Origin of the sequence: Asticcacaulis sp. DW145, from assembly GCF_037101385.1 — a bacterium.
In the GTDB taxonomy this organism is placed as follows: domain Bacteria; phylum Pseudomonadota; class Alphaproteobacteria; order Caulobacterales; family Caulobacteraceae; genus Asticcacaulis; species Asticcacaulis currens.
Window position 1 is genome coordinate 739,444 of record NZ_AP029025.1, and the last position, 22,778, is coordinate 762,221.

The following is a 22,778-nucleotide window of genomic DNA, read 5'->3' on the forward strand; positions in this document are numbered from 1 at the left end:
GAGAACCGCCCTTCGGCGGCGCGTTAACACAGACTTAAGATATAAATCGCACATCATTTACCATGACCCGTTTTTCGTATCCTTTGGGGGGTATGACGCGCCGTGCGGCGGTAGCCTTGAGTCTGGCGGCTCTGGGCGGCAGCGCCCTGCGCCCCCAGATCATGGCGCAGGGCCCGCAAACCGGTGAGGGGCCCAACACGCCTGCCCTCAAGGACTGGCCTACGCTGGACGCCCTGGCGCAGGCCATGATCGACACCCGTCAGACGCCGGGCCTGAGCCTGAGCGTCATGCACAAGGGCGTCATGCTCTATTCCAAAGGCTTTGGTCAGTCGGATATCGACAGCGCCGTCTCTCTCACGCCGCAAACGAGCCTGCGCATCGCCTCGATCACCAAACAGTTCACCGCCGTGGCCATTCTGGTGCTGGCCGAACAGGGGCTGCTGAGCGTTCACGACCCGCTGTCGAAATTCCTGCCGGATTTCCCACGCGCCACTGAGGTCAGCCTGCGTCAGTTGATGAGCCACACCTCCGGTATCGGCGACTATATCAACCGTCAGGACCACAGTATTCTGGATGAGGCACGCACCCGCGATTACAGCAGCGAGGATATTCTCAAGCTGATCCGTGCGGGCAAGCCGCTCTATCGCTTTGCGCCCGGCATGGGCTGGGCCTATTCCAATTCCGGTTTTACCTTGCTGTCGTCGATCGTTGAGCGCCTGTCCGGTCAGACCTTTGCCGATTTTTGCCGCAAACACCTGTTCGAGCGCGCCGGCATGGCCAATACGACCATCGACCAGAGTTGCGAGGTCACCAATGCGGTGACGCGCGGCTACACGCCGACCCGAGGGGGCTTCCTGCCCAACCTGCCGGTTTCGCCCACCTTCCTGCGCGGGGCAGGGGCCATCCGTTCGACGACCGAGGACCTGTGTCGCTGGCACGCCGCCCTGCTGAACCATCAGATTGTCAAGCCTTACAGCGTCGAGGCCATGATGACGCCGGCTCTGCTGAAGACCGGTAAGCCCGCGTGGGAGCGGCAGGGCAATGAGCCCCTGAACTATGGGTTCGGCGTGGGGCTGGGCATCACCGAAGACAGCCGCCGCTATTGCACGCATGGCGGGCGGATTAATGGCTTCACCGGCCATCTGCGTAGCTTTATCGACGAGCAGGTGACGCTGGCCATCCTCTATAATTGCGACGGCGGCGGCGCGGCGAGCTTCGGGGCCGCCCAGAAGGCCCTGCGGCAGGAGGCCTCCCGGTTGGGTTTGGAAGCCGCCACTCAGGTATGATGGCAAAAAAAGCCCGCCGTTTCCGGCGGGCTTTTCCGTTTTCGCTTGAGCCGCTTTAGCCGCGTTGCGACAGCGGCACGAAGTCGCGTTGCGTCGCGCCGGTATAGAGCTGACGCGGACGGCCGATCTTCTGACCCGGATCCTCGATCATTTCCTTCCACTGGGCGATCCAGCCCACGGTGCGCGCCAGAGCGAACAGCACGGTGAACATGGTGGTGGGGAAGCCCATGGCCGACAGGGTGATGCCGGAATAGAAATCGACGTTCGGGAACAGCTTGCGCTCGATGAAGAATTCGTCCTTCAGGGCGACGGCTTCCAGCTCCTTGGCGACCTGGAACAGCGGATCGTTTTCGCGGCCCGTCGCGGCCAGAACTTCGTAGGCCGAGGTCTGCATGACCTTGGCGCGCGGATCGTAGTTCTTATACACGCGGTGACCGAAGCCCATCAGCTTGTAGCGGCGGTCCTTCACGCCAGCGATGAATTCCGGGATCTTTTCCGGCGTGCCGATTTCACGCAGCATGTTCAGCGCTTCTTCGTTGGCCCCGCCGTGCGACGGACCCCACAGGCAGGCGATGCCGGCGGCAATACAGGCGAACGGATTGGCACCCGACGACCCGGCCAGACGCACGGTCGAGGTCGAGGCGTTCTGTTCGTGGTCGGCGTGCAGGATGAAGATGCGGTCCATAGCGCGGACGAGCGCCGGATCGACCACATAGTCTTCGGCCGGAACGGCGAAGCACATGCGCAGGAAGTTTTCGGCGTAAGACAGATTGTTCTTCGGGTGAACGAAGGGCTGACCGACGCTGTATTTAAAGGCGCGCGCGGCGATGGTCGGCATCTTGGCAATCAGGCGGTGCGCCGAGATTTCGCGCTGCTGAGCGTCATGGATGTCGAGGCTGTCGTGATAGAAGGCCGACAGGGCACCGACCGCACCGGTCATGACCGCCATCGGGTGCGCGTCGCGGCGGAAACCGTCGAAGAAACGGTCGAACTGCGCGTGCAGCATGGTGTGGCGCGTGATGGTGTTCTCGAAGGTTTCGTACTCCGCCGCCGTCGGCAGTTCGCCGTGGAGCAGCAGGTAGCAGGTTTCGAGGAAGCTCGACTGCGAGGCCAGTTGATCAATCGGGTAACCGCGGTGCAGCAGCACGCCCTGATCACCGTCGATGAAGGTGATCTTCGATTCGCACGACGCCGTGGAGGTAAAACCCGGATCGTAGGTGAAGGCATCGGACTGCGCATAGAGTTTACGGATGTCGATCACATCCGGGCCCAGTGTGCCCTTCAGGATCGGCAAATCCATGACCTTGTCGCCGACGGTGACCTTGGCAGGAGGTGTCTGGGTCATGACGTGCTTACCTCTTATCTTTGTGTGCAATGCAAACGGCATTTTCGTTGCACCTGCTATATAAAGTGAAAACCTAAATGAAAAGGGTCTGTTTCGATCCTCGCGCTGCCCTCGCGTTGGAAGGTCGTGCCGGACCCCTGAAATCAAGGGGGCGTGGCTTCTCTTATTGCCCTTGGCAGGCGGTGGCGACGCCATCCTTGTGAGCATAAACATCTATTTTTAAAAGATATTTCTGTTTGTATGGCGGAGCGCAGGGCGGCGTCAATTTGTCTGACTTAACAAATTTTTGTGAAGAGAAAGGGGTATTAACTTTAAAGGTCAAAGCGACAGATATCGTCCATTTTTACCGTGGGTAAAAATCAATTTTATAAGCGACAACGCATTTTAGACGTCTCTTGCACCCCGTGCGAGGCCGTGTTTTGTAAGCTAGGGGTGTAGCCCATCATGGGGAGGGCAGGGTTTGCAGCGACTTCGCGCCGCTCTTTCGCGGGTCAGGTTTACTGACATCGGCCGCTATATCCGCGACGGTGCCGCGCAGCAGACGGGGCGTCTGGTCCTGTAGTTGCCGGTCGCCCCGGGGGTGGGCTGCGCCGCTTATCTCAGTCTGCGTTTTGAGCCGCCGTGGTTATGGGTCGTCGGCGCGATAATGATCGCGGGCGGCCTTTATGCTCTGGCGCTTGGAGCGTATTCCGAAAAGTATGCAACGCTTTTCGGAGTCAAACACGCGACCCAAATTCGCTTTGAACAGGAGGGGAGGCGGGCGATACGCACATTCTGCCTGCTGCTTCTGATGGTCGCGCTGGGGGTCGGTCTGTGCAAGCTGCGCACGCACCGGGTGGCCGCCCCGGTTCTGGCCGCGTCACAGATGGAGGTCACGCTTGAGGCGGTAATTGTCGATATCGTCGGGACAGACACTTCCGAGCCCCGACTTCTGCTGGCTCCGCTCAGACTGTCGGGTGTCGCACCGGAACAGACCCCCATACGCGTTCGGCTGAGCCTGCGCGCCCTGCCTCCCGATCTGGCACCCGGTCAGGCAATTTCTGTGTTCGCCATTCTTCATCCTCCGGCGGGACCGAGTCTCCGGGGGGGTATGATTATGCGCGCACGGCCTGGTCCGATGGGGTCGGTGCCGTCGGATTCGCGCCGGGCCGCATCCGGACCCTGGAGGCGCCACCCCTGCCGGCGCGGCTGCAACGGATCGTGGCGCTCAATCACCTGCGCTGGGACGTGACCCGACGCCTGGTCACGCAAGTCGAGGACAGCCGCATGGGCGGATTTGCCGCTGCCATGGTCACGGGGCATCAGGCCTTTCTGGCCCCTGACCTGGTCGAAGACATGCGCGATTCGGGACTGGCGCACATCCTATCCATCTCCGGCCTGCATATGGCTATAGTCGGGGGTTTTGCCTTTTTTGCCTGCCGTGGCGCTCTGGCCCTGATCCCGGTAATTGCGCTGCGCTACCCCATCAAAAAGCTGGCGGCCGGCGTGGGGATGGTCGCCGTAGCGCTCTATCTGGCACTTTCGGGTGCCCCGGCCCCGGCGATCCGCGCCGCCGTGGTCGCGTGGGTAGCCTTTGGGGCCATCCTCTTCGACAGTTTACGCGCACTCGCCATAGCGGCTCTCATCGTGCTCCTCCTGATGCCGGAGGCGGTGCTGGAACCGGGGTTTCAGATGTCGTTTTGCGCCACAGCGGCGCTTCTGGCTCTGGCGGAAGTGTCGCGCAATCCCATCCGCGAACTGGACGTGCCATGGTGGGTGCGGGGTTGGCAGGGCATGTGGCATGGACTGAAGGTCTCGGTGCTGGCTTCGACGGTGGCCGGGCTGGCCACCACACCGTTCGGCGTCTTCTATTTCAGCCGCGCCCAGATGTATGGCCTGATCAGTAACCTGCTCGAAGCCCCGATCACGGGGTTTGTCGTCATGCCGGCTCTGGCTGTTGGCACGGTACTGAGTGCCACGCCTTTGGGCACGCCCGTGCTGTGGGTGGCCCAGCAGGGGCTGTCTGTGATCGCGGCCATTGCGGGTTTTGTGGCAGATTTGCCCGGCGCGGTGTTGACGGTGGCGGCCCCGCCCAATCTGGCGCTGGCCCTGTCCACGGCGGGTGTTCTGTGGATGTGCCTGATCCGCGGTCAGATGCGCTGGGTCGGCCTGCTGGCGGCTCTGGCGGTCATCTACTTGCCGCGCGAGGCAGCGCCCGATTTCTGGCTCGATGCCGAAGGCAGCAATGCGGCAATCCGCGTCGATGGCACGGCCTATAGCTTGCGTCCCACTGTGCGCCAGTATGGTTATCAACTGTGGCTCAAACACTATGCGCTGAGTGATGCCCCTCTGAGGAGCGCGCAGGATTATGTGTGCAAGAGCTATGTTTGCCTGCCTGCGGCCACTGCGCCCTACCGGGTGGGCTTCGCTTTCGGCCGCAAAGCGCCCAAACCGGAACAGATAGAGGCCCTGTGCCAATCCGCCGATCTGATCGTTCTGCGCTCTCAGGTGATCGAATGGCCGGCGGTCTGCGCCCGTGTCAATCGCATCACGGCTTCAGACTTTGAACGGCTGGGCGCGATGGAACTGACGCGCACAAAGAGCAAAGACTGGCACATCAAGGCCGCCCAGCCTCTGAGAGGTCGGCGGCCGTGGACCAAGGGTTAGTGATAGCGGCGCATCAGGCCCACCAGCTTGCCCTGAACGGCCACTTCGTCGGCATTGTAGATGCGGGTCTTGTAGGCCGGATTGGCCGCCTCAAGGGCAATCGACGCACCCTTCTTGCGCAGACGCTTCAGGGTGGCCGTATCGCCATCAACCAGTGCCACGACGATTTCGCCCGACTGCGCCGAGTCCGACTTCTTGATGATCACATAGTCACCGTCGAGAATACCGGCATTGATCATCGAATCGCCTTCGATTTCGAGAAGATAGTGTTCACCCGAACCGACGAAGATTTCCGGCACGCGGATACGGTCGCGCTCGGCACCCAGCGCTTCAATGGGTACACCAGCGGCAATTTTGCCCAGCAGCGGCAGCTCGCGCCCTTCGTCATTGGCGGGTTTGGACGCCGGGGCCGGGGTAGCAGGGCGGGTGCCTTCGACCACCTGCGGCACAAAGGCCTGACGTCCGCGCGGCGGCGCGGCGGTCGTGGCCTGATCCGGCAGCTTTATGACTTCCAGAGCCCGAGCCCGGTGTGCGAGGCGACGGATAAATCCGCGTTCTTCAAGAGCGGTTATTAGCCGGTGGATCCCCGACTTCGACGCCAGATCCAGCGCCTCCTTCATCTCATCAAAGGACGGAGACACCCCCGTTTCCTTGATGCGTTCATGAATGAACATCAGAAGTTCGCGTTGTTTGGTCGTCAGCATAGGTCCACCCGCTGCAAAAGTTTGTCCCCGGACATGGCAATATTTAGCGCATGAATGGTGAACAAGTCATGAACTTGTGCAAAGTGTTCTGTATGCGTTCTTGATTCTTGTCAAGCGGGCGTGAGCAGATTCTTCGCCGCCTGAGTGACATCACCCTGCCGCATCAGGCTTTCGCCGACCAGCATGGCCGTGGCCCCGGTTTTTTCGAGCCGCGCCACGTCCTGCGGCGTGAAGATGCCGCTTTCGGCGACCAGAACGTGCTGCGGTCCGACCATGGCCGACAGCTCTTCGGTCGTTTTCAGATCGACGTCGAAAGTTCTTAAGTTCCGGTTGTTTATACCGATCAGCGGAGAGGCGAGCTTAAGCGCGCGCTCCATTTCCGGTGCGTCATGTACTTCGACCAGGGCGTCCATACCATAGGCATGGGCCGCCGCGATCAGATCGGCGGCGAGGGCATCGTCGATCATGGCCATAATCACCAGAATGGCGTCGGCGCCGATGCTGCGCGACTCGGCAACCTGCCACACATCGACCAGAAATTCCTTGCGGATGCAGGGCAGTGTGACGGCGTTGCGGGCCGCCACAAAGTGCGATTCGTGCCCCATAAAGCTCGGCGCATCGGTCAAAATCGACAGACAAGACGCTCCGCCGGCCTGATAAGCCGCCGCCAGACTGGCCGGTTCGAAATCTTCACGAATCAGGCCCTTGGAGGGGCTGGCCTTTTTGACTTCGGCGATCAGCGACAGGCTGCGCGGCTGTTTGTGGGCCACCAGCGCGCGTTGAAAGCCACGTGGCGCACTGACGTCCTTGATGCGTGCCTCCAGCGCTGACAGGGACGCCGCAGGCTTGCGTTCGGCGACTTCCGTGCGCTTGTAGGTGGCGATCTTTTCCAGAATATCGGACATGACTTAGCTGTTCGTAAGGGTGACAAGTTGGTCGAGCGCGACCAGGGCCTTGCCGTCATCGAGGCTGGCGGCGGCGTGATCCAGCCCTTCGCCCAGGGTCTCCACCGCCCCGCCGACGAGGAAGGCGGCTGCGGCATTGAGCATGACGATATCGCGATAGGGGCCTTTTTCGCCCTCCAGCAGGCGACGCAGGGCCGTGGCATTGTGTTCCGGGGCACCCCCTGTAATGTCAGCCAGCGCCGCGCGCGGCAGGCCCACGGCTTCGGGGGTAATGGTGAACAGGCGCAGCTTGCCGTCCTTCCATTCCGCCACCTCGGTTTCGCCCGTGGTGGTCAGTTCGTCCAGACCGGAACCGTGCACGACCCAGGCATGAACGGCCTCAAGCTGACCCAAGGCCTTGGCAATCGGCTCGATAAAGCGCGGGGAGGGCACGCCCACCACCTGACGGCGCGCACCGGCGGGATTGGTGAGGGGGCCCAGCAGGTTGAAAATGGTGCGGAAACCGAGCTGCTGCCGGATCGGGGAGACGTGTTTCATCGCCCCGTGATGCGCTACGGCGAAGAGGAAGCAGATACCGGCTTCGTCCAGCGCCTTGCGCTGCTGCTCCGGCGTGGCGTCGATATTGACGCCCAGCGCGGCCAGAACATCCGCCGTGCCGGATTTCGAGGTAATGGCGCGGTTGCCGTGCTTGGCGACCTTCAGGCCACCACCGGCCGCCACGAAGCCTACGGCTGTGGATATGTTGAGCGTGTGCAGGCCGTCGCCACCGGTGCCGCAAACATCGACCGTATCATAAGGGTGATCGAGTGTTTTGGCGGCGGCCCGCATAGCGCGGGCGCAGGCGGCGATTTCGCCGACGGTTTCGCCGCGCAGGCGGATGGCGGTCACGGCGGCGGCCACCTGAGCCGGGGTCGGTTCGCCGCGCAAGCAGGCGGAAAAGAAGATTTCGGCGTCGGCGTCGGACAGGGTCTGACCGTCTGCCAGCTTGGCCAGCAAGGGTTTGAAGGCGTCAGACATAGAGGTTGTGGCTCTCGATACCGGCCAGTCGCAGGAAGTTGGCCAGAATCTGATGGCCGCCTTCGGTGGCGATGGATTCCGGATGGAACTGCACGCCGTGGATCGGTCGCGTGCGGTGCTGAACGCCCATGATTTCGCCGTCGTCGGTCCAGGCGGTAACGATCAGGTCGTCCGGCAGGGTTTCACGCTTGATGGCCAGCGAGTGATAGCGCGTCGCCGTGAACGGATTGGGCAGGTCCTTGAACAGGCCGATATCCTTGTGATGGATCTGGCTGGTCTTGCCGTGCATCAGCGTCTTGGCGCGGATGACGTCGCCGCCATAGGCCTGACCGATCGACTGATGCCCCAGGCAGACGCCAAAGATCGGCAGGTCTTCGGGCGCGGCGCGCAGCAATGGCAGGCAGATGCCGGCCTGATCCGGCGCACACGGTCCGGGCGACAGCAGAACCGCCTTGGGCTTCAGCGCCAGCGCGTCCTGAACGCTAAGCGCGTCGTTGCGGTAGACCTGCGTTTCCGCACCCAGTTCCGCCAGATAGTGCACCAGATTATAGGTGAAGCTGTCGTAATTATCGATGACAAGGATCATGGCCAACTCCCATGCAAGCGATATAGGCAAAGGCGACACAAAAACCAAACGGAAATGGCCCGACGCCCGGACGTTTCAACGGTTTCGCGCCTCAGCACGTCTAAATTTCCCATAAGATTTATTATGCGATATTTTGGTGTAGCGCGGTGGACTCTATTTTGAAGTGCGAATGATCAACCAAATCAGTCGCCTCTTCAAAAGCGAGATATAACATTGGGCCATCATTACCGCCACATCGACATGGCTGAGCGTCGCCAGATTATGAAGCTTCTGGAGCGCAAGGTTCCGTTGTCGCAGATCGCAAAGATCGTTGGACGCCATCAGTCGACGATTTATCGTGAACTGCGCCGCAATTTTTTCCGAGATAAGTACCCGGAATTTTCAGGCTGGTTTCCGTGGACAGCCAGCGAACTTGCCCGCAAACGGCGGTTTAAACAGCGCAAGCTTGAACGTAATCGTACCCTCCGGGCTTATATCATCGACAAGCTTCAGCAACATTGGTCACCAGAGCAAATCGCTGGAAGGCTGAAACTTCATCCAAGGCTCGAAGCCCAGACTGGACGTGTTTGCTCCGAGACGATCTATCGTTTTGTCTATGATCGCAGCAACCGTGACATGGCGCTATATACGCTTCTTGCCAAACGAAGACGTAAACGACGTGGATTGCGGGGGCGGAAACCACGCGGCTCCCATATTCCGTTGTATTGCAACATAAATAAGAGGCCTGAAGATATCGCTAGTCGCGAGACCTTCGGTCATTGGGAAGCGGATCTCGTGATTTTCCGCCGTGAATACGGCAAGGCAAATATTACCAGTTTGCTAGAGCGAAAGAGCCGCTATCACATTGTCATACGCAACAAGGACCGTCACTCGGTCGGTGTACTTGGTGCGATTGAACAATCTTTACGGGCCCTTCCATCACAAGGCCGGCAGACCATTACTTTTGATCGCGGAACTGAGTTTATGGCCTGGCGCAGCCTCCATGAAACGTCTGGCATCAAAAGCTACTTCTGCGACACCGCTTCTCCCTATCAGAAAGGCTCTGTTGAAAATGCCAACGGTCGCCTCAGGCGCTATCTGCCATTGGAAACGAACCTGGCCATCGTCGAGGACGCGAAACTGTCCGAAATGGCTCGGCGGATGAACAATACGCCCCGCCAGTGTCTAGGTTACCGGACACCGAGTGAGGTGTTTCAGGCCGAACTGGCGCAGATACCCCTGCCCTGATAAGATAAACCGACCATTCGCACTTCAGGTAGAGATCACCCGCCCATATGAGAATGTCACCCCTAAACCAGTTAGGAATGTCACTCTCCAGCTTTTTAGCTGGAGGTGCTGAAGATGGCAGTTCGCATCATGAGCGACAAAGAGTTGGCGCGGTTCGAGGTTCTACGCGATCTCGACCATGAGCGCCTCACCGCACAAGCCGCCGCAGATATACTAGGCCTTAGCCGGCGCCAGACGCTTCGGCTGCTCAAGGCCTACCGGACGTGCGGTGTTAACGGTTTGGTATCAAAGCAGCGCGGCCGTCGGAGCAACCGGCGCAAGCCTGAGAACGTTCGCGCCGAAGCTCTGGCGATCATCCGCGATCGCTATGCCGATTTCGGCCCTACTTTGGCCGCTGAGAAGCTGCGCGAGCTTCACGACATCTGCCTTGGCCGTGAGACCATTCGTCTCTGGATGGCGGAGGAAGGCCTCTGGACGACGCGTAAGAAACGCCGGCCACGCGTCTACCAGCCCCGCTATCGGCGCGACTGTGTCGGCGAACTGATCCAGATAGACGGCTCAGAGCACCGCTGGTTCGAGGGCCGTGGGCCGATGTGCACTCTGTTAGTCTTCATCGACGACGCCACCAGCCGGCTAATGCATCTACAGTTTGTCGAGACGGAATCGACTTTCTCTTATTTCGCGGCAACCAAGGCCTACCTTGAGGCTCATGGCAAACCCGTCGCCTTCTATAGCGACAAACACTCCGTGTTCCGCGTCGCCAAGCCGGGTGTCACCGGCGATGGCATGACGCAGTTCGGCCGTGCCTTAAGCCGTCTGAAGATCGAGATCATTTGCGCCAACTCCAGCCAGGCCAAGGGACGCGTGGAACGCGCCAACAAGACCTTGCAGGACCGCCTAGTGAAGGAACTGAGGCTCTCCGGCATCAGCACCATGGAGGCTGGCAATACGTTTCTCCCTGCCTTCGTCGCGGACTACAACAAGCGCTTCGGCAAGGCGCCCGCCAACTCTAAGGATTTACACCGTCCCATGTCTCCCCGCGATCAGCTCGACGACGAGTTTACCTGGCAGGAAGAGCGCACGCTTTCCCAGTCGCTCACCCTGCAATACGACAAGGTGCTGTTCATCTTGGAGCCGTCCGAGACCGCCCAAGCGGCGATCGGCAAGCGAGTCACGGTCGTCGACTATCCTGACGGCCGCATTGCCATCCGCTACAAGGGCGAAGAACTCGCCTACCGGACCTTCGACAAGATCCGGAAGGTCAACCAAGCCGCCGTTGTAGAGAACAAGCGGCTCGGCTCGTTGCTGGAGATGATCAAGGCCTACCAGGATACCCAACCGCCAGAGAAGCGCAGCCGAAAGGCGCCAAAGCGTCGGGACCAGACTGGTCACATGTTCAATGTGGGCTAAGTCAGCAACCACTCCACCTTTGCGGCAGATATGTTTAGCGCTGGACGACGGCTTATTTCCCGCCAAGATGCGCTACGGGTATCATATTCGATAACCCCGTAGGTACGCCCGCACGTGCGCCAGCTCATACAAGGTGCGACGTTTGGCGCTTCGTCCCAAGGAAGCTCATAGAGCCGGCGCAATTCCGCGGTCACCGCCTCAAGCGTTGGAAACTCTCCGAGCCACTCCGCATGGGCTTCATCTTCGATCACAAACATGCACGCACCTTAGCATGCATCGAGGCTGGCTAGACAGAAAACAAGATAGTCAGTGCATCGGTCGTTAGTCGGTCGCTGCGCTAGCTTGAAAAGCTGCGCGCCCGCCCGCCGCCTTACTCCACCGACAGTGCCAGTGACATTTCTAACTGGCACAAACCGCGACATTTCTATCCGGACTAGACATTTGGTGGCGGTATATGTGCCGGTTTCGAGGCCTGCCTTCAGAGCTATTTCAGCGTCAGTTCGTATTCCGGTATCAGCCGGATTGCGTCGATGCGCGCCACCTGACCGTTCGTGAATTGCGGTTTCACGCTGGTGTCGAAATAGACTTTTGAATCTTCCCGCAACGGCATAACACTGAGCGTCAGCGGCTTCGCCAGCTTGTCGGCATAACGCTTGAGCCCGATACGCCACGTCCGTCCGATATAGTATTCGTCGTCGAGCATCTGCGGCCCCGAAAACAGCCGCGCCACATCGCCCTGATAATCGACATCCAGATAGACGTCGGATACCCCTTTCAGCGCGTCCTCAGGCACTTTTACGGTCCATGCGGCCGAGGCTCCGAAACTCTCCGGTTCGGGCACGACGGGCGTATTGCGCGGCCCATAGTTCTTGAGCGGCGGAGCCTTGCCAGCCAGACGCAAAGCCCGCCATTCGGCGCTGAGTTTCACCTCTGGTGCCGTGGCCGACCAGCGTTGAAACAAACCCGAGAATTTCTCAGATTTTAGTTTCAGATTTGCGCTTAAATTACCTGACAAATATGGATAAATCGCAAATTCAAACCTCGGATCGTTTTGCCGCAACGTCGCGCCGCCCTCGGCGTTACCAAAGACGTGCGCGGCGCTCAAAATCAGGTGTGGCCGGCCTTGCACGGTCACGGTAGTCAGGCTCTGCGCCTGAGCTTCGCTGAGCAGGAGCAGACGCGCGATCTTGCCGTTTGTGCCGGTGACGGTAACGATGCGCCCCGCGTCAGGCGTCACCCGTATCCACCCCCCCTGACCGGTCTTTTTAGCCCCTGTTACGGCGCGCACGACCTTGGCGTCAAAGACAAATTCCGGTTCGATCTGACCCGTCGCGGCAAACACATAGAGATCACCCTTCCCGTCGTTGATCTTCGTTACCGGCTGGGTCGTCGCCCACAGGAGATCGACGCCCGACAGATCGAAATGGACGGGCCAGATAAAGGCGGCCCCCTCTTCCACCGTCACGCCTTTGGACGGCAGGGTTAGGGTTTCGCCGCTCAGCTTCACCTCAAAGCGCGTGTCGGGGTGGGCCGGTGTGGCGTAATGGCGCACATGGTTATTGACGAAGACGAAACCCGACTGGCCATCGCCGCGGAAGGCCCAGCGTAGGGTTTTGAGGTCATCGGCGGTTTCCGGCTTAACCTGCGGCGCATAGACGGCCATGGGCGCCAGACGATCCCCGAAGGCCTGAAGAAAGGCATGGATGGGTTTCAGACGATTGAGAACCGGATGCGCCTGTCCGTACTGGCCCAGCGGGGCCTGAAAATCGTAACCCAGCCTGGGCACGTCATTGTACCCGCCGCTGGCCACACTTTCATCGCGCGACGGCGTTCCGGACGGGTTCTGACCGCCCTGAAACATGTAATAGCCCAGAAGGTTGACGCCCGAGCCCAGCTTGGTGATCACCATGTCAGCGATATCATCAGGGCTGATCAGGGGGCGGCGGCGATACATTTGCGGGACGCCCCCACCGTATTCCGCCCCGAAAAACGGCGTGATATTGCTATCCCGGGCTCCGTCATCCTGTGTCGAGGTGCGCCCCTGCGCCCCCAACCCCTTTTCATTGCGCACGCCAAACTGAAACATATAGCTCGACTTGGGCGGCAGGATGCCCGATGCGGCCGACCACGGCTCATCAACATAGGTGCCGAAAACCGGGATCACCTCGCCGCGCGGAAAGACCGCATTGTCCCAGCCGGTAACCGTATAGAGCGGCACATCAAAGCCATGCGCACGTAACATATCCTTTAGTCTTGAAATATGTTCGCGCCCCTGAAGTGGCCCGTTGCGGTTATATTCGTTCTCGATCTGGATGCCGATGACGGGGCCGCCGTCCTTCCACAGAAGCCCCCTCGCCTGTTCCGCCACCTGTGCAAAGAAGGTATCGACGTAGCCAAGATAGGTCGGGTCGTTGCTGCGCGTCGGGACCGAGTCAACTACCCAGTCCGGAATGCCGCCAAAGCGCACTTCCGCATGGGCCCAGGGGCCGGGACGCAGATAGACATAGAGGCCGTGTTTCTGCGCCAACTGTATGAATTTGCGCAGGTTGCGGTTGCCGCTCCAGTCGAAGACTCCGTAACGTTCCTCGTGGTGCTGCCAGATAACGTAGGTGGCGACGACCGTGACGCCCGCCGCCTTCATTTTAAGGAGTTGCTCCTCCCAGTATTGTTCCGGAAAACGGGTATAATGAAACTCACCCATGACCGGCAAAACGGGTTTGCCAGCAAGCGTCAGATAGCGATCATTGACGCTGATGAGCTGCCCCGAAGGCGACAGGCCTGTCCCCATCTTCAACAGGCCTTCGCGCGGCGCCGGAGGCGCCATCTGCGCATCGACCCGCACGGTTTCCGCCGAAGCGAGCCCGCACAACAGGCTCAGCACAGCCGTCGAAGCGGCCAGAAGATTTCGGTTCATAGGCATTTCCCTTTTTGGTTGGGAAATTTGTACGATAATAAATCGGGCTCGCCAAGCGATATGACCCTAGTGGTCGGCCGCTACGGAGACGGGCGCACTCTCGGCAGCCTTCCTGACGCGGATAAGCAACAGCAACGGAATGGCGGCGAGGGTCAGCAGGAACATCAGCCAGAACCCATCGACATAGGCGATCATGCCGGCCTGACGGGTCACTTCGGCATTGAGCGCGCTTAGGCCCCCCGGACCGCCGAAATAGAGGCTGGCTATGGTCGGATCGTACAGGGCCGGATTGTCGCGCGTTACGTGTTCGGCAATATTGGCGTGGGCTTCCTGACTGTTGCGCGCCCACAGGGCCTGCACCACCGCGATGCCGATGGACGAGCCGATATTGCGCACCAGACTGTAGATAGCGGTGCCGTCGGCGCGCAGATAGGGCGCGAGGGTCTGAAAGCTGGCGGCGGAAAGGGGAACGAAAACGAGGCCCAGTCCGATCCCCTGCACCACTCCGGGCCAGATGATGTCGCCCTCGGACAGGACCAGCGTGTACGCACACATCAGCCAGAGCGAAAACGCTGTCAGGGCAAAGCCCACCGCCAGAATCAGCCGCAAATCGACCTTCCCCACCAGCCGCCCCACGACAAACATGGCCAGCATGGTGCCGATGCCACTGGGTGCCGTCACCAGACCGGCACGTTCGGCCGGATAGTGCAGAAGCCCTTGCAGCAGTTGCGGCACCTGCGCCCGCGTCGCAAACAGGATCATGCCGACAAGGAAGATAAACAGCAGGCCGGTCAGGAAGTTGCGATTGGTCAGCAGGCGATAGTCGAGGAAGGTCTGCCCTGCCGGCCGCGTGGCCGTATGGATGACGAAGACCGACAGCGCCACGGCGGCGATGATCGCCTCGATCCAGATTTCTGGCGCGGCGAACCATTCCAGTTGCTCGCCACGATCCAGCATCATCTGAAAGGCGCCGATGGCGAGGCTGAGCGCCGCAAAGCCATACAGGTCGAATGTGACCCGCCGGGCCCCGGCACGCGACGGGATAAAGCGCCAGATGCCCCACAGGGCCAGCGCCCCTACGGGCAGATTGATGAAAAATACCCAGCGCCAGTCGTAATTGTCGGTCAGCCAGCCGCCAACCGTCGGCCCCAGAATAGGTCCGATCATGACGCCCATCCCCCAGACCGCCATGGCCGATCCGTGCTTTTCGCGCGGATTGATATCGAGCAGGGTGGCCTGCGACAGGGGCACCAGAGCAGCCCCGAAGGCCCCCTGAAGGATGCGCGCCAGCACGATTTCCGGCAGGTTCTGCGAAATGCCACACAGCATGGAGGCGAGGGTAAAGCCGCCGATCGACCACAGAAAAACGGTTTTCACGCCGAAACGGTCGCTGAGCCAGCCCGTCAGGGGCGTGGCAATCGCGGTTGCGACAATAAAGGAGGTCAGGACCCAGGTGATCTGATCGACCGAAGCGTTGAGGCTGCCCTGCATGTGCGGCAGGGCGACATTGGCAATGGTCCCGTCCAGAGCGACAATGATCGTAGCCAGCATGATCGACAGAGTGATCATGGCCCTTTGTCGGGGCGTTATCTCGGCGGCAGGGGCTTCGGACATGGCGTCAGGCGTCCGCTATAATCAGTTGAAGTTGCTCAATAACCTCAGTGGCAATCGTCAGCTTTTGCGGATCAATACGGCTCAGGGTTTCGGCGCGGAAGACCGTTGCCTCCTGATGGATGCGTTCATAAACCGCCTGTCCTGCCGCCGTGACCGCTACGTGCTTGACCCGTCGGTCCGAAGGGGACGGCACGCGCTCGACAAAGCCTAGTCGGGTCAGGCGGTCGATCATGGCCACCATGCTGGCCGGTTCGACGGCAAGCATCTGCGCCAGTTCGCTCTGTGACGGGGCGGGCGTGCTCTTGGCTGCGGCGGCAATGGTCATCCACGCGGCTTCTGACATGCCCAGATCGCGCAACCGGCGGTCAAGCGCCGCCCGCCATTGCCGGGCCGTCATATGCAGGGCCTTTGAGAAACGCTCATCATAGTTCATGAAAAGACACCTTATTGTTAGGTGCCTAACTATTAAGTCGTGGCGGATTTGGCAAGGGGGGTGTGCGCGCACTTTTAAAGAAGTAGCCCGACTTTTAGAGCGATATGTCGAAAAATGTGGGCGGTTTTCGACCAAAATGCCGGGAAAAAACAAAAATTTAGAGCGGGAAGCCGCTATTTAAAATCATCCTTCTCTAACGCCCGCCGATCATCTGTTCGTAACGACCAAGGGCCTGGTCGCTGAGCTTCACCTTGAGGTGAATCTGACCCTGTTCATCGTCGAAGCGGTCCAGCACGCGGCCCTGAGTGTACAGGAAGGCCAGAAGCTGACCGTCCTGCGGCGCCAGTTCGACGTCGATTTCGGTGCCGGCCTCATCCACCTTGAGCGCGATGTCGCTGAGGAGCTTTTCGATCCCCTCGCCCGTGATGGCCGACACCATGATCGGCTTGTTCATGGCGCGATCCAGCACGGCACGGCTATAGAGGATGTCGCGGGCTTCCTCGTCCAGCAGGTCGATCTTGTTCCACACCTCGATCAGGCGCGATCTGTCGAGGTCCGGATGGATATGGGTCAGCACCTGCATCACGTCCTGCGCCTGCGCGTCGCTTTCGGGGTTCGACATGTCGCGCACGTGCAGGATCAGATCAGCTTCCAGCACCTCTTCCAGCGTGGCGCGGAAGGCGGCGACCAGTTCGTGCGGCAGGTCAGAGATAAAGCCCACCGTATCGGAAATAATAGCGGCCCGACCACCCGGCAGTTTCAGCGTGCGCAGCGTCGTGTCGAGCGTGGCGAACAGCATGTCCTTGGCCAGCACTTCGGCGCGCGTCAGGTGATTGAACAGGGTCGATTTGCCGGCATTGGTATAACCGACCAGCGCCACAATCGGGTACGGCACCTTCTTGCGGGCGCTGCGGTGCAGGCTGCGGGTGCGGCGCACCTCGTCCAGTTCGCCCTTGAGCAGTTTGATCTTGTCGGCGATCATGCGGCGGTCGAGTTCGATCTGGGTTTCGCCGGGGCCGCCGGTCGTACCGGTGGCGCGCTGCCGCTCAAGGTGGGTCCAGGTGCGCACCAGCCGCGAGCGCTCGTATTCCAGCCGCGCCAGTTCGACCTGAAGCTTGCCTTCACGCGTGCGGGCACGACGGCCGAAGATTTCGAGAATAAGGCCGGTACGGTCGATGACCTTGCGTTCCCAGGCCTTTTCGAGATTGCGTTGCTGGATCGGCGTCAGGGTGGTGTTGACGATGACAAGATCGGCTTCGACCTCTTCGCACAGCGTCACAATCTCCTCAACCTTGCCGGAACCGAACAGGGTGGCGGGGTTGGGCTTGCGCACCCGCGCCGTGTCGGCGGCGACAATCTCAAGATCGAGGGCGATGGCCAAACCTGCGGCTTCGTCCAGACGCGACTCGTCATAGCGGCGCGCCGCAGGCACACCCTGCGGCTGACGCGGCGAAGACGGCGCGTGCGGCGCGGCCATGTCAGGGTCGATGATGACCGCACGCTGGGTTTCCGGCGTGCGGTTTACAAATTTGGTGCTCAAAAGAGTCCTTTGGACGACAAGACGCACATCCCAAAAAGTATAAGCGGTTTTTGGATCAGATGTGCGTCAAAGCGAAAAGATCAAGGCGTGATCCGATCAATGATCGGAGCGCGACTTAATCGTCCGAGTCTTCTTCCTGCTCGTACAGTTGCACCGGCGCGGCAGGCATGATGGTCGAGATCGCGTGCTTATAGACCAGTTGCGACTGACCGTCGCGGCGCAGCAGCACGCAGAAATTGTCGAACCAGCTAACGATACCCTGAAGCTTGACGCCGTTGATCAGGAAGATGGTGAGAGGCGTTTTGGATTTACGAACGCTGTTAAGGAACGTGTCCTGCAGGTTTTGTTTCTTTTCGTGGGACATTTAGTCGCCCTTCTTGTTTGACATTGCGGGCCCAGGAGGGGCCTCACACACAGAGATAAGCAAAAGTCACGAAATCACAACGCACTGGCGTACATAATTTCGTGAAGTATCATACGCGACAACCGCCGTCCAATTCAACCGAACACCTCATAACATAATATTTCGGTGAAATTCCAAACCTTTACGCCTCTACCCCCGCCGTTCTTCGGGCACGCGACATATAGGCGTCGCGCAGCCGCAGCGACAATTCGCCCGGCACTCCGTCACCGATCCGTGATTCGTCGATCTGTACGATGGGCATAACGAAGGTCGAGGCCGCCGACAGGAAGGCCTCTTTGGCGCGTTTGGCTTCCTCCAGCGTGAAGGCGCCTTCGGAGACATCAACGCCTTCTGCCCGCAGGATGTCGAGCAGGCTGATGCGCGTCACGCCCGGCAGGATATTGGCACGCAGGCTGCGCGTCTTCACCTCGCCCTCGGCTGTGACGATATAGACATTGGCCGACCCGCCTTCGGTGACGAAACCTTCCGCATCGACAAAGATCACATCGGAAGCCCCCGCCTCACGCGCCGCCTGTTTGGCCAGCACATTGGGTAAAAGCCCGACCGTCTTGATATCGCAGCGACCCCAGCGGTTGTCGGGGGCCGAGATCACGCGGATGCCTTTACGCACCTTGGCTTCGGCCGCCTGACGATCAACCGGCTTGGCGGTGATGACCACAGCCGGCTTGACCGGCTCCGTCGGGAAGAAATGGTCGCGCGGGGCGACACCCCGGCTCACCTGAAGATAGACCAGCCCCTCACCGATGCGATTGCGACGGATGACCTCGTTCAGCACCACCACCAGAGCAGAACGCGGCATCGGCATGGCGATATGCAGTTCGCGTAAACTCCGCTCCAGCCGGTTCAGATGTCCCGCCAGATCGGCCAGTTGCCCGCCAAACACCGACCACACCTCGTAAACGGCGTCAGCAAACTGATAGCCGCGATCCTCAATATGCACGGCAGCATCGGCGTGGCGCACATAGGCACCGTTCACATAGGCAATACGGGACATGGAAAACTCAGGCTTAGAAGGAAAGACTCAAGGGGCCACAGGCCGCTTGACCCCATAACTGTTCAGCCACGAACGTCAAGGCTGAGCACAAGGTTAGGGCACGAGGCCTCCTCGCCTTACACCTCTTCGTCTTCGACACCGCGGATATGGGCCAGCCCCAGCGACTTCAGCTTGCGGTGCAGGGCTGAACGTTCCATGCCGATGAAGTTGGCGGTGCGCGAAATATTGCCGCCGAAGCGCACGATCTGCGACGACAGATATTCGCGTTCAAACACTTCGCGAGCGTCCCGCAGCGGCAGGGCGATGATGCGCTCCGGGCGTATGGCCCCGGCGACAGCCGATTCCACCACCTCAGCCGGCAGCATCTGCGCCGTGATCGGCTCGGACGGATCGCCAGAGGCCAGAATCAGCAGGCGCTCGATATTGTTGCGCAATTGCCGGACATTGCCCGGCCATTCGTGCACCTGAAGCGTCGCCATCGCGTCCTCGGACAGGGTGCGTTTGGGCAGGCCCTGAGCACGCGAAATGCGTTCGATGAAGTAGTTGACCAGTTCGGCGATATCGCTGCGGCGTTCGGACAGGCCGGGGACGCGCACCGGCACCACATTGAGGCGGTGGAACAGGTCTTCGCGGAAGCGCCCGGCGGCGATTTCCTGCGTCAGATCCTTGGAGGTCGAGGAAATGACGCGCACATCGACCTGCACGTCATTGACGCCGCCGACGCGCACAAAGCGCTGTTCGACCAGCACCCGAAGGATGCGGCTTTGCGACTCCATCGGCATGTCGGCCACTTCGTCGAGGAACAGGGTGCCGCCGTGCGCACGCTCAAACACGCCGATCTTGCGTGGCCGGCCCTCTTCGCCCTCTTCGCCGAACAGTTCGACGTCAAGACGCTCAGGCGTCACTCCGGCGGAGGAGATGGGCACAAATTCGCAGCGCGCACGCGGGCTCGCTTCGTGGATCATGCGCGCCACCAGTTCCTTGCCCGACCCGGCGGGGCCGGAGATCATGATGCGTGAATTGGCGGGGGCGACCTTGGCGATGGTGGTGCGCAGAAGCTGCGCCGCCGCCGAATTGCCGATCAGGCCATCCGGCACCACAGCCTGACCGCGCAGGCGGCGGTTTTCACGGCGCAAGGATGCCAGTTCAAGTGCTCTCTGAACCACCATGATCAAGCGCTCGGTTTTAAATGGTTTTTCGATAAAGTCGTAAGCGCCGCGCTTGATGGCCGAAACGGCAGTCTCGATGGTGCCGTGACCCGAAATCATGATGGCCGGAATATCCGGGTCCAGTTCGCGGATGACATCGAGCAGTTCCAGCCCGTCGAGCCCGCCCCCCTGCATCCAGATGTCGAGTACGCACAAGGACGGCTTGCGCGCCTTGATCGCCCGCAGCGCCGCGCCGGAATCGGCGGCCGTTCTGACCGAATAGCCTTCGTCTTCGAGGATGCCCGCGATCAGTTCGCGGATATCGGCCTCGTCATCGACCACCAGAATATCTACGCCAGATAATACCTTCATCACACCCTCATCAGTCTTGCCCCGCTATCGGGAGCTTCGTTGGTTTGAGCCGGAGCCTGGGTCTTGGGTAACCGCAAAACGGCCCGCGCCCCGCTCAGATGGACGGCGTCCGCCAAATAGAATTCGCCGCCATGATCTTCGAGAATGCGCTTGACGATGGCGAGGCCGAGCCCCGTCCCCTTCTCGCGCGTGGTTACATAGGGCTCGGTCAGACGGTCGCGGTCCTTGTCCGGCAGACCAATACCGTCATCCTCGATTTCAATGGTGAGGAACCCGTCGTTCAGATGCATTTCCACCCGCATCTGACCGCCCTCGCCGCCGCCATTGGCCATGTGGCGTGAGACGATGGCCTCACCGCCGTTTTTGAGCACATTGCCCAGCGCCTGCGACAAAAGCCGACCGTCACAGACGACCGTGACCTCGGGCAGGGGCTCGATAATGTCGATATGAACGTCCGGCTTGGCCACGCGCTGCGAAAACACCATCTGCCGGATCAGTTCGGCGGCGTTTTCTTCAGCAAAATTGGGCACCGGCATCCGCGCAAAGGCCGAGAACTCATCGACCATGCGCCCGATATCCCCCACCTGCCGCACAATCGTATCCGTCAGACGATCGAAAGTGTCGCCATCGGTTTCGATCTGCGAACGGTATTTGCGTTTCAGCCGTTCCGCCGACAACTGGATTGGCGTCAGGGGGTTCTTGATCTCGTGGGCGATGCGGCGCGCCACATCTTTCCACGCAGCATTGCGCTGCGCGGCCACAAGGCGTGTAATATCGTCGAAGGTCAGAACCGCGCCGCCCGTATCGAGAGATGAGGCGCGCACCCGCACGCGGCGCGTATCACCCTTGCGCACCAGATCGACCTCGGCCTCCTCCACCTTGTGCGGGGTCACCTTGTCCAGAAGCTCGCAGATTTCCGGCGCCAGTTCGCGGATATGCTGCCCGAACGAGTCTTCGGTCGGAATGGACAGGAAGTTGGCCGCGTGACGGTTGATGGCCGAAATCTGCTCGTTTTCGTCAATACCGATGATGCCCGCCGAAATTTCCGACAGCACGGTTTCGATGAAGCGACGGCGTTCTTCGGCCTCCTCATTGGCGGATTTCAGCGCCGCCTGCTGACTTTGCAGGTCGCTGGTCATGCGGTTGAAGGCGCGCGACAGGACGGCGATATCTTCCGACTGCTTGTCGGTCATGACGCGCGCATTCAGGTCACCCGACGCCACCTTGTCGGCCGCCTGCACCAGTCGGGCGACAGGCACGGCGATGGAGTCCGCCGCCGAGGTGCCGACCCAGATGGCCCCGATCAGCACCAAAAGCACGGTTTCCATATAGGCTAGGGCGAAAACCCCCTGCACCCGTACCGAGTTGCGGGCGGATTCCCGGAGGGCATCAATGGCTTCCTTGGCGCTTTGGACCTTGGGCACAATCCCAGGCGTCAGGGTCTTAACCGCGTAGAGCTTGGCCCCGTTATAGCCCTGAAGCGGGTAGATCATGCGGATCGTATCGGGCGCCGCAAACAAACCGCCACCGATATCACCTTCATTGGCCGTGTCGATCGCCACCTGATTGGGGGCCAGATAGGGCGGCGCGCCGGGATTTTCAGCCCGCGCCAGCACCTGCCCGCTGTCGTCAATAATATAGACCGCCGCCAGTTCGCCACGAATGGAAATCAGTTCGCGCAGAGCCTGTGAAAAGCTGAGACGTTCGACAAACATGCGTGTCAGCTCGGGGCGTTGCAGGTCGCGCGCAATGTCGGTCAGCGTATCGCGCGCCGTATTGGTCTGGGTCTCGATAAAGGCCGCCCCGATATCGGCGCTGTTTTCGACCGACGACTGCACCCGCGCCGAAAACCACGTTTCCACGCCGCGATTGACCAGCACGCCGAAGAACAGGGCCACAACAAAGGCCGGCGTCACGGCTGCCAGGGCAAACAGGGTCACGAAGCGCACATGCAGGCGCGTGCCGGCATCCTTGGCGCGCGACCGTGCCAGTTGCAGCACCCGACGCAATACGTAGAAGCTCAGGCCCAGCAAAAAGGCGAGGTTCAGACAGACCAGACTGAACAGAAAGACGCTGGATGGGCCCAGCGGCCCCGCCCCCGGCGCGGCAATAATAATCCAGATGATGAAGGCGGTCATCAGGGCCGACAGGGCATAGGCGCTGACCATAGCCAGACGGCCACGGCTGGCGGCTTTAAGCCCCCGAGTCATTCG

General features: G+C 60.5%; 18 protein-coding genes. 5 read left to right on the forward strand and 13 right to left on the reverse strand.

What is annotated here, in order from left to right; all coding sequences use genetic code 11:
* Positions 1-62 precede the first annotated feature (62 nt).
* Positions 63-1,286: a serine hydrolase domain-containing protein gene (locus tag AACH73_RS14605; protein WP_272742661.1), complete on the forward strand. Its 1,224-nt coding sequence runs from the start codon at positions 63-65 to the stop codon at positions 1,284-1,286.
* Positions 1,287-1,341: 55 nt separating this feature from the next.
* Here AACH73_RS14605 and gltA read toward each other — a convergent pair whose 3' ends face one another.
* Positions 1,342-2,631: a citrate synthase gene (gene gltA, locus AACH73_RS14610; protein ID WP_338735747.1), complete on the reverse strand. Its 1,290-nt coding sequence runs from the start codon at positions 2,629-2,631 to the stop codon at positions 1,342-1,344.
* 562 nt (positions 2,632-3,193) lie between these two features.
* Between gltA and AACH73_RS14615 the strand changes: the two genes are divergently transcribed.
* Together AACH73_RS14615 and AACH73_RS14620 are read left to right on the forward strand one after the other, a co-directional pair.
* On the forward strand, positions 3,194-3,862 hold the full coding sequence (locus tag AACH73_RS14615; RefSeq protein ID WP_272742663.1) for a DUF4131 domain-containing protein: 669 nt from the start codon (positions 3,194-3,196) through the stop codon (positions 3,860-3,862).
* Positions 3,832-5,277 carry a ComEC/Rec2 family competence protein gene (locus AACH73_RS14620; RefSeq protein WP_338735748.1) on the forward strand — a complete coding sequence of 482 codons (1,446 nt, stop codon included), beginning with the start codon at positions 3,832-3,834 and terminating at the stop codon, positions 5,275-5,277. Before AACH73_RS14615 ends, AACH73_RS14620 begins: the two co-directional genes overlap by 31 nt.
* Here the strand turns inward: AACH73_RS14620 and lexA are convergent.
* The 4 genes from lexA to AACH73_RS14640 form a co-directional block, all read right to left on the reverse strand.
* Positions 5,274-5,981 (reverse strand): transcriptional repressor LexA, encoded by a 708-nt coding sequence (lexA, locus tag AACH73_RS14625; RefSeq protein WP_272742665.1) that lies wholly within the window; start codon positions 5,979-5,981, stop codon positions 5,274-5,276. The genes AACH73_RS14620 and lexA overlap by 4 nt on opposite strands.
* Before the next feature lie 110 nt (positions 5,982-6,091).
* On the reverse strand, positions 6,092-6,886 hold the full coding sequence (gene trpC / locus AACH73_RS14630; protein ID WP_272742666.1) for an indole-3-glycerol phosphate synthase TrpC: 795 nt from the start codon (positions 6,884-6,886) through the stop codon (positions 6,092-6,094).
* Positions 6,887-6,889: 3 nt separating this feature from the next.
* Complete coding sequence (gene trpD / locus AACH73_RS14635; RefSeq protein ID WP_272742667.1) at positions 6,890-7,903, reverse strand: anthranilate phosphoribosyltransferase; 1,014 nt, start codon at positions 7,901-7,903, stop codon at positions 6,890-6,892.
* A complete protein-coding gene (locus AACH73_RS14640; RefSeq protein WP_013480326.1) occupies positions 7,896-8,489 on the reverse strand; it encodes an aminodeoxychorismate/anthranilate synthase component II in 594 nt (197 codons plus the stop codon). The genes trpD and AACH73_RS14640 overlap by 8 nt, the downstream gene beginning before the upstream one ends.
* 213 nt (positions 8,490-8,702) lie before the next feature.
* Here AACH73_RS14640 and AACH73_RS14645 point away from each other — a divergent pair, with 213 nt between their 5' ends.
* Positions 8,703-9,716, forward strand: coding sequence for an IS30 family transposase (locus AACH73_RS14645; protein ID WP_338734282.1), 1,014 nt, complete (start codon positions 8,703-8,705; stop codon positions 9,714-9,716).
* A 114-nt stretch (positions 9,717-9,830) separates the two neighbouring features.
* Positions 9,831-11,126, forward strand: coding sequence for an ISNCY family transposase (locus AACH73_RS14650; RefSeq protein WP_338735749.1), 1,296 nt, complete (start codon positions 9,831-9,833; stop codon positions 11,124-11,126).
* 484 nt (positions 11,127-11,610) lie between these two features.
* Here AACH73_RS14650 and AACH73_RS14655 read toward each other — a convergent pair whose 3' ends face one another.
* The 8 genes from AACH73_RS14655 to AACH73_RS14690 form a co-directional block, all read right to left on the reverse strand.
* On the reverse strand, positions 11,611-14,040 hold the full coding sequence (locus tag AACH73_RS14655; protein ID WP_338735750.1) for a beta-galactosidase: 2,430 nt from the start codon (positions 14,038-14,040) through the stop codon (positions 11,611-11,613).
* 66 nt (positions 14,041-14,106) lie between these two features.
* Positions 14,107-15,654: a DHA2 family efflux MFS transporter permease subunit gene (locus tag AACH73_RS14660; protein ID WP_272742077.1), complete on the reverse strand. Its 1,548-nt coding sequence runs from the start codon at positions 15,652-15,654 to the stop codon at positions 14,107-14,109.
* A 4-nt stretch (positions 15,655-15,658) separates the two neighbouring features.
* Complete coding sequence (locus AACH73_RS14665) at positions 15,659-16,087, reverse strand: MarR family transcriptional regulator (RefSeq protein WP_272742076.1); 429 nt, start codon at positions 16,085-16,087, stop codon at positions 15,659-15,661.
* A 193-nt stretch (positions 16,088-16,280) separates the two neighbouring features.
* Positions 16,281-17,627, reverse strand: a complete 1,347-nt coding sequence (gene hflX, locus AACH73_RS14670) for a GTPase HflX (RefSeq protein WP_272742075.1) — start codon at positions 17,625-17,627, stop codon at positions 16,281-16,283.
* 115 nt (positions 17,628-17,742) lie between these two features.
* Complete coding sequence (hfq, locus tag AACH73_RS14675; protein ID WP_013480329.1) at positions 17,743-17,991, reverse strand: RNA chaperone Hfq; 249 nt, start codon at positions 17,989-17,991, stop codon at positions 17,743-17,745.
* Positions 17,992-18,172: 181 nt separating this feature from the next.
* Positions 18,173-19,045 (reverse strand): D-amino-acid transaminase, encoded by an 873-nt coding sequence (locus AACH73_RS14680; RefSeq protein WP_338735751.1) that lies wholly within the window; start codon positions 19,043-19,045, stop codon positions 18,173-18,175.
* Between the two features lie 116 nt (positions 19,046-19,161).
* Positions 19,162-20,565 (reverse strand): sigma-54 dependent transcriptional regulator, encoded by a 1,404-nt coding sequence (locus AACH73_RS14685; protein ID WP_272742073.1) that lies wholly within the window; start codon positions 20,563-20,565, stop codon positions 19,162-19,164.
* Positions 20,565-22,775, reverse strand: coding sequence for a PAS domain-containing sensor histidine kinase (locus tag AACH73_RS14690; RefSeq protein ID WP_272742072.1), 2,211 nt, complete (start codon positions 22,773-22,775; stop codon positions 20,565-20,567). Before AACH73_RS14690 ends, AACH73_RS14685 begins: the two co-directional genes overlap by 1 nt.
* Positions 22,776-22,778: the final 3 nt, after the last annotated feature.